Here is a 12,433-nt window from a genome sequence, read left to right on the forward strand (position 1 = left end):
AACTAAGAAGAAACAGGGACGCATGAAATTCACCATTTACCAGGAATCGCGCACCGGCAAGCGTGCCAACAACGAGGATCGCCTGGCCTATTGCTATTCGCGCGAGGCCCTGCTGATGGTCGTCGCCGACGGCATGGGCGGCCATTATTACGGCGAAGTTGCCGCACAGATCGCCGTACAGACGCTGACCGAAGCCTTCCCCAAGGAATTCAAGCCGCGGGTCCGCGACCCCTTCATGTTTCTCCAGAAAGGCATGCTCAACGCCCACCGCGGTATCCTCGATTTCGCCGGCAAGCATCACCTGCTCGACTCGCCGCGCACTACCTGCGTCGCCTGCATCGTGCAGAACAATGTCGCCTACTGGGCGCACTCGGGCGATTCCCGGCTGTACCTGATGCGCAACGGCAAGGTTCTGTCGCAGACGCGTGATCACTCGCGCGTGCGGCAGATGGTCGACCAGGGACTGATCAGCGAAGAACAGATGACCGCGCATCCCGATCGCAACAAGATCTACGGTTGTCTGGGTGGGCGGCAGACACCGGAAATCGAGTATTCGCGCAAGGCCACCCTCGAGGCAGGCGACGTTCTCGTGCTGTGTACCGACGGCGTGTGGAGCAACCTGCCAGGAGAGATGCTGGGAGCGGCGCTGAAGACGGCCGATCCGATGCGCGCGGTGCCCGCCCTGCTCGGCCAGGCGGAGACACGCGGTGGCCCGCAGGCCGACAACCTGTCGATCATCGCCGTGCGCTGGGGAGACACCTACACCGACGACAGCGGCCTGAGCAGCAGTGGCTTGATCTCGACCAGGACGATGCCGCGCGACACGGTCACCACCAAGCTGGACGAATTCGGCCGCCATCCCAGCCGCAAGACCGAACTCACCGACGAAGAGATCGAGCAGGCGATCGAAGAGATCCGTTCGACCATCCAGAAATACACCAGATAAGGATTCGAATGCGTCCCAGCCAACGCCAGCCGTCGCAGTTGCGTCCGGTGATCATCACGCGCCGCTTCACCTGTCACGCCGAGGGCTCGGTACTGATCGAAATCGGCGCGACGCGCGTGCTGTGCACCGCCAGTGTCGAGGAGAGCGTGCCGCCGTTCCTGCGCGGCAGCGGACAAGGCTGGGTCACCGCCGAATACGGCATGCTGCCGCGCTCGACGCACACGCGCAGCGGGCGCGAGGCGGCGCGCGGCAAACAGAGTGGACGCACGCAGGAAATCCAGCGCCTGATCGGCCGCGCCCTGCGCGCGGTGACCGATCTCAAGGCCCTCGGCGAACGCCAGATCACGCTCGATTGCGACGTTCTGCAGGCCGACGGCGGCACGCGGTGTGCGTCGATCACCGGCGCCTGGCTGGCCCTCAATGATGCCTGCGAGGAACTGCTGAGCCGCGGCAGGATCGCCACCAACCCGCTGCGTGATCAGGTCGCCGCCGTCTCGGTCGGCATCTATCGGGCGCTGCCGGTGCTCGACCTCGACTATGCCGAGGACGCCAACTGTGCAACCGACATGAATGTCGTGATGACCGGCCAGGGCGGTATCGTCGAAGTGCAGGGAACGGCCGAGGGCGAGCCCTTCTCGCGCCGCGAAATGAACCAGTTGCTCGACCTCGCGGCAGCCGGCATCGTCGAGCTTGTCGCCCACCAGAAAGCTGCCCTCGCCCAATGAAACTCGTCCTCGCCTCCAACAACGACAAGAAACTCAAGGAACTCGACGCCATCCTCGCGCCGCTCGGCTGGGAACTCGTGCCCCAGGGCCGGCTGGGCGTTCCCGAGGCGGAAGAGCCGCATTGCACCTTCGTCGAAAACGCTCTCGCCAAAGCCCGTCACGCTGCGCGGCTGACCGGCCTGCCGGCACTGGCCGACGATTCCGGACTGTGCGTGGACGCCTTCGGCGGGGCGCCCGGCGTACAGTCGGCGCGCTACGCCGGCGAGCCGCGCTCAGATGCGCGCAACAACCAGAAACTGCTCGCCGAGCTCGGCGCGAACCGCCAGCGCAGCGCCCGGTTCGTTTCGGTAATCGTCCTGGTGCGCCACGCCGACGACCCGCAGCCGATCATTGCTGAGGGCGAATGGGAAGGCGAAATTCTCCCGGCCGGCCGTGGCGACGACGGTTTTGGCTACGACCCGGTCTTCTACCTGCGCGATCTCGACCAGACCGCGGCAGAACTCGACGCCGCCGAGAAGAACCGCCGTTCACATCGCGGTCAGGCTCTGGCCCGCCTTGTCGAGCGCCTGCGGTCCCGGCGCTGATGTCCGCCAGCCGGGCGCGCACGGTGATCCCGCTGGTCACCGAACAGCGGACGAGCGCCGCCCGGCGCGGCGAGCTGCGGTTCAAACAGGCACCACCGCTGTCGCTCTACGTCCACATACCCTGGTGCGCGCGCAAGTGCCCCTACTGCGACTTCAACTCGCATGCCGTGGCGGCCGGCGGCACGGCCGAACAGTCGGCAGCGGCAATTCCGCAACGTGACTACCTGGCGGCGCTGCTCGCCGACCTCGAATCGGCCCTGCCGCTGGTCTGGGGCCGTCGGGTGGATAGCATCTTCTTCGGCGGCGGTACGCCCAGCCTGCTCTCCGGCGAGGTGCTGGACGAGCTGTTGGCCGGCCTGCGCAGCCGGCTGCCCTTGCTGCCCAATGCCGAGATCACGCTCGAAGCCAATCCCGGCAGCGTCGAAGCCGACAAGTTCGCCGCTTTCCGTGCCGCCGGGGTCAACCGGCTGTCGCTCGGCATCCAGAGTTTCAACCGGCGGCACCTGCAGACGCTCGGCCGCATTCATGACGAGTGCGAAGCGCGGCAGGCGATCGAGATCGCTGCCCGCCACTTCGACAATTTCAACCTGGACCTGATGTACGGCCTGCCTGCACAGAGCCTCGAGCAGGCGCTCACCGACCTCGACGCGGCGCTCGCCTGCGCGCCGACACACCTGTCGTGCTATCAGTTGACGATCGAACCGAACACCGCTTTTGCCGCCCGACCGCCAGCGCTGCCCGAGCCGGACCGCTGTGCCGACATGCAGGACGCGATCGAAGCCCGGCTGGCCGCCGCCGGCTACCGGCACTACGAGACCTCGGCCTTTGCACGCAGCGGCCGCCAGTGTCAGCACAACCTCAACTACTGGCATTTCGGCGACTACCTGGGCATCGGCGCCGGCGCCCACAGCAAGCTGACCCTGCACGACCGGGTGGTGCGCCAGATGCGCTGGAAGGGACCTGAGCAGTACCTGGCGCAGGTCGCGGCCGGCACGCCGGTGCAGCAGGAGTCTGTCGTCCCCGCCAGCGAGTTGCCGTGCGAGTTCATGATGAACGCGCTGCGCCTGATCGACGGGTTCGACGCGTCACTGTTCGAACTGCGCTGCTCGCTGTCACTCGGCAGCATCGAAAACCAACTGCGCCAGGCCGAGCGCGACGGGCTGCTCGAACGCCGCGGCCAGCGCATCGCACCGACCGATCAGGGACGGCGCTTCCTCAACCGGCTGCTCGAGCGTTTCCTCGTCGAGCCGGATTGATGGCCGGCACAACTACGGCTTCATCGCCTCGACCGCCTGATCGAGCTGTCGCCGGAGCTGGTCGGTCGGCAAACCCTGTGCCTCGGCCACCCGGATCTGGCGCAGCAGGTCAGCCGCCCGCCCGGCCGCCTGGCTGCGCTCGCGCGCCGCGGCGGCGTCGCTCGCCGCTTTCCCCCTGGCCGCCGCCGGGCTGGCCACGCCCGGCACGGCAGCGTTCTGCCCGCCGCCCGCTGCGCCATCGACCACCAACTGGGCGCGTTCCGCGCCGGGCTGCGCGCGGCGCGCGGTGATGACCATCGACCGTGGCTGGTAGGGGCGCGGCATCGGCCGCTGTGCCAAGGCCGGGTTGGCACGGCGCAACTCATTGACCGCGGCCCGCAGCTTTTCGTGCAGTTCCTCGCTCGGCCGACCTGCGGCCTCGGCCGCCCTGATCTCGCGCAGGATCGCGTCGACCGTGGGCGGCGCTGCGGCCGAGCGCGTCGCTTCGCCGAAGCTCTCCGGTGGCGCCTTGACGGCAATTGCGAACTCTTCCGGCGACGAAATCATCTTGGCCAGGCGCAGGTGGTTATAACGCATCGCCATGGTCAGCGCACTGTCGCCCCAGTCACTCTGCAAGCCCGGATTGGCGCCTGATTCGAGCAGCACGCGCGCCAGATCGGCGTGCCCTTCGCGCGCTGCCAGCATCAGGGGGGTCGCGCCGTTCGGCGCCCGCGCATTGATGTTGGCGCCGCGCGCCATCAGATCGTCGACCACCTTGGCATGCCCATTGAACACCGCATAGTGCAGCGCACCCCACTGCTTTCCCTCGCGCTCGAGCGGGGCGCCCCGTTCGAGCAGCCACTTGACCGCCTCCAGATGACCGCCCCAGGCGGCCAGTTGCAACGGCTGTTCGCCATGCCGATTGACCCGCCTGACATCGGCGCCGCGCTCGACGAACAGCGCCATCATCTCGACGTTGCCATACCAGGCAGCCAGCATCAGGCCGGTGCCGACGTGCGCCGCCTCGTACTCCGGGTTCAGCCCCTGATCGAGCCAGCGCTTGACGGTACGCAGATCGCCCCGTTCGACCGCGTACTCGAAAGTGAACGGATCGGGCGTCGGGACCTGCGCCCACCCCGACCCGGCCAGCAGGCAGCAGAGCAGCAGGACGCCGCCCACCACCCTACCGAAAAAATCACTCACAGCCATCCTCCATCCAGTTGTGGGCAAGCCGCCGGGGCCATTTCGCGATGTCCCGCCGGGTGCTTTTCGTTCACAATGTGGCGCCCATGTCGTTTCGCCTGCTTCCTGCTCTCGCCTTCTCGCTCATCCTGCACGCCTGCGTGTTGTGGGGCAATGTCGTCAGCTTCGACCCGCCGCCGCCGCGCCTGCTGCAGGCCTCCTTGCAGGTACCGGCCAGACCGCTGCCGCCGAGCGACGATCCGCTGCTGAAAAACACCCTGGCCAATCAGCCGGCGCCGCCGCCGCCCAGACCAACCGCGGCGCGGCCGGTCGCCACCGAGTCCGTGACGGCCGCCAGGGCGGCGCCCCGGCGTCAGGTTGAAGCGGCCCAGCGCAGGCTCTCGCAGCATCTCTACTACCCGCCCGAAGCCGTCGCCCGCGGCATCGAAGGCGAGGTGCGCCTGATCCTCAAGCTGTCCGACGAGGGCAGCATCGTCGACGTGCAACTCGCCGCCAGCAGTGGCCACGCCATCCTCGACCAGGCCGCGGTCAAGGCCGCCTATGCCATGGGCCGGGTCAACTGGACGCAATCACGCGAGCTGATCCTGCCGGTGGTCTTCCGGCTCGAGTGAACCGCAAGACCGTCGAAAGAGCAGATCCCAGACACCGTGCCCGAGGCGCAACCCGCGCTGCTCGAACCTGGTCGGCGGCCGATGGTCGGGCCGTGGTGCGTAGTCCGCCGCCGTATTCCGCAGCCGGGGTTCGGCCGAGAGCACGGCGAGCATCTGCTGTGCGTACGCTTCCCAGTCGGTCGCACAATGGATGTAGGCACCCGGCCGCAGGCGGCTGACCAGCAGGCTCAGAAAGGCCGGCTGCAGCAGGCGCCGCTTGTGATGGCGCGTCTTCGGCCAGGGATCGGGAAAGAAGATGTGCACCCCGTCCAGCGAAGCCGGCGCCAGCATGTCGTGCAGCACCTCGACCGCGTCGTGCTGCACGATGCGCAGATTGTGCAGATCCCTCTCGGCGACCAGCTTGCACAGGCTGCCGACGCCCGGCGTGTGCACTTCGACGCCGAGATAGTCGTTTTCCGGGTGCGCCGCGGCAATCGCCGCCGAGGTTTCGCCCATGCCGAAGCCGATTTCGAGAATCTTCGCGGCCGTACGCCCGAACAGCGCGTCGAGATCGAGTGGCGAAGTGCCGTAGGGCACGCCGATGCGCGCCATCATCGCCGTGTGATAACGCTGCTGGGCGTTCGAGAGGCGCCCCTGGCGGCGCACGAAACTGCGGATGTGACCGGCCCGCCCGGCGGTGTGCACCGTCTCCCCGCCAGCCATTCCTAGGCGCCGATCAATCCGCTGGTCGGTGAAGAGGGATCGGCCGAGTAGTACTTGCGCGCCATGCGCCCGGCCAGAAAGGCTTCGCGCCCGGCATCGACGGCCTTCTGCATCGCGCTGGCCATCAGTACCGGGTCACGCGCGTGCGCGATGGCGGTGTTCATCAACACCCCGTCGCAACCGAGTTCCATGGCGATCGCCGCATCCGAGGCGGTCCCCACTCCGGCATCGACCAGCACCGGCACCTTGGCGTTGTCGATGATCAGACGCAGGTTCCACGGATTGACGATGCCCATCCCGGAACCGATCAGCGAGGCCAGCGGCATCACCGCGACGCAGCCGATCTCTTCGAGCATCTTCGCCTGGATCGGATCGTCGGCGCAGTAGACCATCACGTCGAAGCCCTCGCTGACCAGCGTTTGCGCCGCCTTGAGCGTTTCCGGCATGTTCGGGAAGAGGTTGGTCGGATCGCCCAGCACCTCGAGCTTGCACAGGGTGTGGCCGTCCAGCAGTTCGCGCGCCAGGCGCAGGGTGCGCACCGCATCCGCCGCCGTGTAGCAGCCGGCAGTGTTTGGCAGGATGGTGAACCGGGTCGGCGGCAGGACCTCGAGCAGGTTCGGCTCGCCGGCATTCTGGCCGATGTTGGTGCGGCGAATGGCGACCGTGACGATCTCGGCCCCGGAAGCATCGATCGCCGCCCGGGTCTCGGCAAAATCCCTGTACTTGCCGGTGCCGACCAGCAGACGCGAACGATAGCTGCGGCCGGCGACCGTCAGACCGTGTGGTGAAGAGTGCATGAGTCTTTTCGCTTCCCGAAGAGGCTCAGCCGCCGCCGACCGCAACGACGATCTCGATGCGATCGCCGTCGAGCAGCATGGTTTCGCCGTGCCGGCTGCGCGGCACGATCTCGCCGTTGCGTTCGACGGCAATCCTTTTGCCGGTGTGGTGCAGGAGCGCGACGAGTTCGGCTACCGTCAGCGGCGCACCGAACTGGCGGCTTTCGCCGTTGATGATGAGTTCCATAGGGGTGGAATTCTAGCATGCCGGCACCCGCCGACGGTGCACCACCGGCTGCACGGTTGAACTCCCGTCAGACTCGATGGTCTCTCTGCCTTCATCAACGATGGTCACTGCCATGCCCGTGCTGCGCATCCTGCTCCTCTGCTCACTGCTGCTCACCGGCTGCAGCGGCCTCCCCACAGGCATCACCCCGGTCGGCAACTTTCAACTCGAACGCTACCTCGGCAAATGGTACGAGATCGCCCGCCTCGATCATTCCTTCGAGCGCGGACTGAGCGACGTGTCGGCGCAGTACCGGTGGCAAGCGGACGGCAGCGTCGAGGTGATCAACCGCGGCTACAGCGCAGAACAGGGCGCCTGGCGGGAAGCCGTCGGCAAGGCACTGCCGATCGGCGAGGCGACGCAGGGCTCGCTCAAGGTTTCGTTCTTCGGCCCCTTCTACGGCGGCTATCACGTCGTCGCGCTCGACGAGCGCGACTACCGCTGGTCGCTGGTCGTCGGCCCGAGTCGTGAGTATCTCTGGATCCTGTCGCGTGAACGCACGTTGCCGCCCGACGTACGCCAGCAACTGCTCGCGCGGGCGCGCGAACTGGGATTCGACACCAGCCGGTTGATCTGGGTCGGGCAGCAACGGTCCGATGCCTGACCGTCGGCCGGTACCCGGCGCAAGCATCATCCGCCCGTGCGTGCGCGCCGACCCGCCAGTCTCGTTATAATCGGCGGCAGTTCCCGGGGCCAGCGGCCCGCCTCGGGCCTGGCTGGCCAGCGCCAGTCGCCTGTCACGCCGGGGGAGATCCAGAATGACTGCACCGATCCGCCAGACCACCGCTACCCGCAATCGCCGCGCCGGCCGGTCGACCCGGCTGCCGACTGGCCAGCGGAGGCTGCCGCAATGAGCGGCTTCGAGCACTACCCGCAGGAACTGCGCGCGCTCGACCACGAAATCCTCCATTACGCCGCCCTCTGCGGCGTCGATCCGTCCGACCAGGCGGCGCTCCGCCACTGCCTCGCCGAGCCGCACGAAACCTGGGCCGAGGACAAGGCACGACAGACGCTGCGCGGACTGCTCATGCTGCGCCTCAAGCTGGAAACCGAGATGCTCGAACAGGGGCTGTCGCCCGGCGCACTCGGCAACGCACAGCGAAACGATTAGTGCGCTCCAGGGGTCCGGCCGGGCGAAACCGAGCGGTCGGCAGCCGACATTTCTCCCGCTCGCCGGTTCAGTGTTAAATATGCCCTGCGTTCGTTCCGGCGAGTTCGCTAGAATCATCACATGGCAAAGCAGATTCCTCCCCCCACCCCCGAAATCAACCGTCTGCGGGCTGCCGCGGCGCTCATTCCGATCATCGAAGCCGGTTTGGCAGCTTCCCGGTTTTCCCTCGAAAGAGCCGCGCTGATGGCTTCATTCTGCCGCTGGACGACAGAGAAACCCTACGCGGATCCCGAGGCTGCCAGGCTGGCCGAGACCGTTCGGCAGGGCCTGCAACGCATCCAGGTTCCCGTGATTTCCGGCTGAGACCGCGGCGCAACACCTGCCGCAAACCCGTTCGTGCGCCGGTCGTTGGTAGTCGCCATTGCCGGGCGCGCCTCGGCGGTCTGCCCTAAGCGGAGCCCGCTCGACAGCGCCGCACGGCGGTCAGAATGCCGCGCAGGATCTCGATCGGTTCCGGCGGGCAGCCGGCAACCGCGACATCGACCGGTATGACATTGGCCACACGCCCGCAACTCGCGTAACTCTCCCCGAACAACCCCCCGTCGCAACCACAATCGCCCACCGCAACCACCAGCTTGGGTCCAGGGGTGGCATCGTAGGTGCGGCGCAAGGCGAGTTCCATGTTGCGCGCCACGGGTCCGGTAACCAGCAGCAGGTCGGCATGACGGGGGCTGGCGACGAACTTGATGCCCAGACCCTCGATGTTGTAATACGGGTTGTTGAGTGCGTTGATTTCCAGCTCGCAGCCGTTGCACGAGCCGGCATCGACCTGGCGAATGGTTAACGCCTGGCCAAGAATGGCCAGCAGCGCGTGCTGGATGCGCTCGCCTTCGAGCCGCAGCTCGTCACTGAATTCGGGCGCCGCCTCGCTGCGGATGCCGTTGCCCGTGATCTGTCCGAGAATGCGCCACATCAGAGGTCGTGTCCGGCGTAACTGAGGTTGAAGGACTTGTTGATCAGCGGAAAATCGGGAACGATGTTGCCGATGACCGCGTGCTCGAGAACCGGCCAGTTCTGCCAGGAGGGATCGTGGCAGTGGCAGCGACGGATGACATGGGCCCCGCTCTCGCCGTCCCACTCCAGGACGACAAAAACTTCGCCGCGCCAGCCCTCGACCCAGCCGGCGCCAAACGCCGCCCTGGCCGGCAGCCGCAGATCGGTGCAAACTGCGCCACCGCTTTCGCCCAGCCGAGACAGGATGGCGCGAATCAGGCGCAGCGACTCGAAGATCTCGTCGAAGCGTACCGCCACCCGCGCGGCGACATCGCCACCGGTCTGCGTTGCGATGTTCACTGCGAGCTGGTCATAGGGCGCCCACGGCTGATCGCAGCGCAGATCCGCCGCCTGGCCGCTGGCCCGGCCGGCGAGGCCGCTCAGCCCGAGACGGGCCGCGAGTTCCGGCAGGACGCGGCCGGTCGTCATGAAACGATCCTGCAGGCCGGAATGTTCGTCATACACCTGGCGCAGCACCTGCACTGCGCGCTCGATGGTGTCGCACTGGCGCGCCAAGCGGTCGGCGACGGCGCGGTCGACGTCCGACGCCACCCCCCCGGGAACGATGCAGTCCATCAGCAGCCGATGGCCGAACGCCTCCTTCGAGAGACGCAACCAGTCCTCCCTGAGGCGCGAGAACTGGGCAAGTCCGAAAGCGAATGCGGCGTCGTTGCCGAGTGCGCCGAGGTCGCCGAGATGGTTGGCCACCCGCTCGCGCTCGAGCAACAGGGCGCGCAGCCAGCAGGCCCGCCGGGCAATCTCGCAGCCCGCCACCGACTCCAGCGCCATGCACCAGGCCCAGGCGTAGGCGACCGTCGAATCGCCCGAGACGCGCCCGGCCAGACGGTAGCCTTCGTCTGGCGGCAGTTCGCCAAAGCGCCGCTCGATCCCTTTGTGCTTGTAGCCCAGACGCTGTTCCAGACGCAACACCTTCTCGCCGACCACCGAGAAACGGAAGTGCCCCGGCTCGATGATCCCGGCATGGACCGGGCCGACCGGAATCTCATGCACGCCATCGCCCTCGACGCGGACGAAGGGGTAATCGGTGACCTCGCGCGCTGCGCCCAGGGACTTTTCCGAAGCGTCCCGGCGCAACGGCAGGTAACCCTTCGGCCAGGCGCCATGGTCAAGCCACGGTCGACGGTCGGCAGCGTCTTCGGCGACCACCCCGAGCAGGTCGGCCGCGGCACGCTGCAGGCGACCTGCCGCGGGAAAGCAGGGCAGCAGGTCGGGATAGGTCGCCGCCCGCTCGGCAAGCGGCAGATCGATCCAGAGCAGACCCTCGCGCACCACGTAAGCGGCCGAGACGACCAGTTGGCCGGCAGCGCCGCGCCTGCGATCGGACGCCCAGAGCGAGAGCAGTCGTCCGTTCTCCCTGGCGACGCCACGGGCAATCACCTGCCAGGTTTCGGCGCGCACGGTGGCGCGCCAGATCGGCAGCGGGGACGGCAGGCGCTCCCCGTCGAGGCTGAAGCCGGAGATCAGCATGGCGTCAGCCGCCGATCATCCGGGCTGCCTGACGATACCAGGCATCCAGATAGGGCGGAATGTACAGGCCCAGCAACAGCCCGAGACCGAGGTGGGCAAACACCGGCGCCAGCGCCGGTGGATGGCGCAACGGCCTGACCGAGGTCTCGCCGAAGACCATCGGCTGCACTCGTCCGAACACCGAGGCAAAGGCGACCCCGAGGGCGAGCAGCAGGAACGGTGTCGCCCAGGGTTGCTGGCGCATGGCGGTGGTGAGGATGAGGAATTCACTGGCGAAGACACCGAAGGGGGGCATGCCGAGGATCGCCAGCGAGCCCAGCATCATTCCCCAGCCGACCGTCGGGCTGACCTTGATCAGTCCCCGGATGTCCGCCATGTTTTGCGTCCCGGCCTTCTGGGTTGCGTGGCCGACGGCAAAGAAGATCGCCGACTTGATCAGCGAGTGAACGGTCATGTGCAACAAACCGGCGAAGTTGGCAATCGGGCCGCCCATTCCGAAGGCAAAGGTGATCAACCCCATGTGCTCGATCGACGAGTAGGCGAACATGCGCTTGACATCCTTCTGGCGGGACAGGACAAAGGCCGCCACGACCACCGACAGCAGGCCGAAACCCATCATCAACTGGCCGGCGAGCGGACTTTCCAGCGCGCCGTCGGTCAGTACCTTGCAGCGCAGCAGGGCATAGACGGCGACGTTGAGCAGCAACCCGGAGAGCACCGCGGAAACCGGTGTCGGTCCTTCGGCATGGGCATCCGGCAGCCAGTTGTGCATCGGCACCAGGCCGACCTTGGTGCCATAACCGATGAACAGGAAGGCGAAAGCGAGCGTGATGATCGCCGGATCGAGTTGCGCCTTGACCGCGTCGAGATTGGTCCACAGCAAGGCGCCCCCGGCGGTGCCGATCACCTTCTCCGCCGCCATGTAGAGCAGTACGGTCCCGAACAGGGCCTGGGCGATGCCGACCCCGCACAGGATGAAGTACTTCCACGCCGCCTCGAGGCTCGCCGCCGTCCGGTACACGCTGACCAGCAGCACGGTGGCCAGGGTTGCCGCTTCCATGGCCACCCACAGGAGACCCAGGTTGTTGGTCGTCAGGGCCAGCAGCATGGTGAAACCGAACAATTGATACATGCTGTGATACACGCGCAGCCGGCGCGGCGTCATCTTTCCGTGATCGCGCTCGATGCGCATGTAGGGCCGCGAAAAGAGGGCGGTGGTCAGGCCGACGAAACTGGTCAGGGTCACCAGAAAGACGTTCAGCGGATCGATATAGAACTCGCGGTTCCAGACGAACTGCGGTCCACCGCCAATCACCTCGCCGGTCAGCAGGCAGGTCGCGACGAAGCTCCCGAGGCTGAACGCCACATTGATCTCGCCGGCGACCGCGCGCTGCCCGACAAACGCCAGCACCGCGCTGCCGAGCAGCGGGATACCCAGGACGAACAGCAAGGCGCTCGACTCAGTCATCCTTGAGCTGCTCCAGGTGGCTGATGTCGAGGCTGTCGAACTGTTCGCGGATCTGGAACATGAACACGCCGAGAATCAGGATGCCGACCAGGACGTCGAGCGCGATGCCGAGTTCGACGACCATCGGCATGCCGTAGGTCGCCGAAGTGGCGGCAAAGAACAGGCCGTTTTCCATCGACAGGAAACCGATCACCTGCGGCACGGCCTTCGAGCGGGTAATCATCATCAGGAAGGAGAGCAGCACG

The 12,433-nt window shown here is 66.8% G+C and carries 15 protein-coding genes and 1 pseudogene; 8 read left to right on the forward strand and 8 right to left on the reverse strand.

Annotated features, from left to right (window positions below; all coding sequences use genetic code 11):
• From JNK99_RS01065 to hemW, 4 genes are all read left to right on the forward strand, one after another.
• A partial coding sequence (locus tag JNK99_RS01065; RefSeq protein WP_366518673.1) for a PP2C family serine/threonine-protein phosphatase occupies positions 1-946 on the forward strand: 946 nt, incomplete at its 5' end.
• A gap of 8 nt (positions 947-954) precedes the next feature.
• A complete protein-coding gene (rph, locus tag JNK99_RS01070) occupies positions 955-1,671 on the forward strand; it encodes a ribonuclease PH (RefSeq protein WP_291847355.1) in 717 nt (238 codons plus the stop codon).
• Positions 1,668-2,255: an RdgB/HAM1 family non-canonical purine NTP pyrophosphatase gene (rdgB, locus tag JNK99_RS01075; protein WP_291847358.1), complete on the forward strand. Its 588-nt coding sequence runs from the start codon at positions 1,668-1,670 to the stop codon at positions 2,253-2,255. The genes rph and rdgB overlap by 4 nt, the downstream gene beginning before the upstream one ends.
• Positions 2,255-3,511: a radical SAM family heme chaperone HemW gene (gene hemW / locus JNK99_RS01080; RefSeq protein WP_291847362.1), complete on the forward strand. Its 1,257-nt coding sequence runs from the start codon at positions 2,255-2,257 to the stop codon at positions 3,509-3,511. Before rdgB ends, hemW begins: the two co-directional genes overlap by 1 nt.
• Before the next feature lie 12 nt (positions 3,512-3,523).
• Here hemW and JNK99_RS01085 read toward each other — a convergent pair whose 3' ends face one another.
• Positions 3,524-4,693 (reverse strand): ankyrin repeat domain-containing protein, encoded by a 1,170-nt coding sequence (locus JNK99_RS01085; RefSeq protein WP_291847365.1) that lies wholly within the window; start codon positions 4,691-4,693, stop codon positions 3,524-3,526.
• 86 nt (positions 4,694-4,779) lie between these two features.
• On the opposite strand from JNK99_RS01085, the gene JNK99_RS01090 reads away from it, so the two are divergent.
• Complete coding sequence (locus tag JNK99_RS01090) at positions 4,780-5,304, forward strand: energy transducer TonB (RefSeq protein ID WP_291847368.1); 525 nt, start codon at positions 4,780-4,782, stop codon at positions 5,302-5,304.
• On the opposite strand, the gene trmB is transcribed toward JNK99_RS01090, so the two are convergent.
• Genes trmB through thiS form a run of 3 tightly spaced genes read right to left on the reverse strand, consistent with a single transcriptional unit; the run spans position 5,263 to position 7,029 of the window.
• Positions 5,263-6,006, reverse strand: a complete 744-nt coding sequence (trmB, locus tag JNK99_RS01095; protein WP_291847371.1) for a tRNA (guanosine(46)-N7)-methyltransferase TrmB — start codon at positions 6,004-6,006, stop codon at positions 5,263-5,265. The two genes, JNK99_RS01090 and trmB, sit on opposite strands and share 42 nt — an antisense overlap.
• A 2-nt stretch (positions 6,007-6,008) precedes the next feature.
• The gene (locus JNK99_RS01100) at positions 6,009-6,803 is read right to left on the reverse strand and encodes a thiazole synthase (protein ID WP_291847374.1); all 795 of its coding nucleotides are present in this window, start codon (positions 6,801-6,803) and stop codon (positions 6,009-6,011) included.
• 25 nt (positions 6,804-6,828) lie between these two features.
• Positions 6,829-7,029, reverse strand: coding sequence for a sulfur carrier protein ThiS (gene thiS / locus JNK99_RS01105; protein WP_291847377.1), 201 nt, complete (start codon positions 7,027-7,029; stop codon positions 6,829-6,831).
• Between the two features lie 112 nt (positions 7,030-7,141).
• On the opposite strand from thiS, the gene JNK99_RS01110 reads away from it, so the two are divergent.
• The 3 genes from JNK99_RS01110 to JNK99_RS01120 all read left to right on the forward strand — a co-directional run bounded on the left by JNK99_RS01110 (position 7,142) and on the right by JNK99_RS01120 (position 8,542).
• Positions 7,142-7,672, forward strand: a complete 531-nt coding sequence (locus JNK99_RS01110) for a lipocalin family protein (protein WP_291847380.1) — start codon at positions 7,142-7,144, stop codon at positions 7,670-7,672.
• 246 nt (positions 7,673-7,918) lie between these two features.
• Positions 7,919-8,179, forward strand: coding sequence for a hypothetical protein (locus tag JNK99_RS01115; protein WP_291847383.1), 261 nt, complete (start codon positions 7,919-7,921; stop codon positions 8,177-8,179).
• A 120-nt stretch (positions 8,180-8,299) separates the two neighbouring features.
• A complete protein-coding gene (locus JNK99_RS01120) occupies positions 8,300-8,542 on the forward strand; it encodes a hypothetical protein (protein WP_291847386.1) in 243 nt (80 codons plus the stop codon).
• Between the two features lie 85 nt (positions 8,543-8,627).
• On the opposite strand, the gene JNK99_RS01125 is transcribed toward JNK99_RS01120, so the two are convergent.
• From JNK99_RS01125 to JNK99_RS01140, 4 genes and pseudogenes are all read right to left on the reverse strand, one after another.
• Positions 8,628-9,152, reverse strand: coding sequence for a formate hydrogenlyase (locus JNK99_RS01125; protein ID WP_291847389.1), 525 nt, complete (start codon positions 9,150-9,152; stop codon positions 8,628-8,630).
• Positions 9,152-10,720, reverse strand: a complete 1,569-nt coding sequence (locus JNK99_RS01130) for an NADH-quinone oxidoreductase subunit C (protein WP_291847392.1) — start codon at positions 10,718-10,720, stop codon at positions 9,152-9,154. The genes JNK99_RS01125 and JNK99_RS01130 overlap by 1 nt, the downstream gene beginning before the upstream one ends.
• A 4-nt stretch (positions 10,721-10,724) precedes the next feature.
• On the reverse strand, positions 10,725-12,188 hold the full coding sequence (locus JNK99_RS01135; RefSeq protein ID WP_291847395.1) for a hydrogenase 4 subunit F: 1,464 nt from the start codon (positions 12,186-12,188) through the stop codon (positions 10,725-10,727).
• Positions 12,181-12,433, reverse strand: a pseudogene (locus tag JNK99_RS01140) (formate hydrogenlyase); the annotation flags it as partial. The pseudogene JNK99_RS01140 and the gene JNK99_RS01135, both read right to left, overlap by 8 nt.

Origin of the sequence: Accumulibacter sp. (genome assembly GCF_016789985.1) — a bacterium.
Taxonomy (GTDB): domain Bacteria; phylum Pseudomonadota; class Gammaproteobacteria; order Burkholderiales; family Rhodocyclaceae; genus Accumulibacter.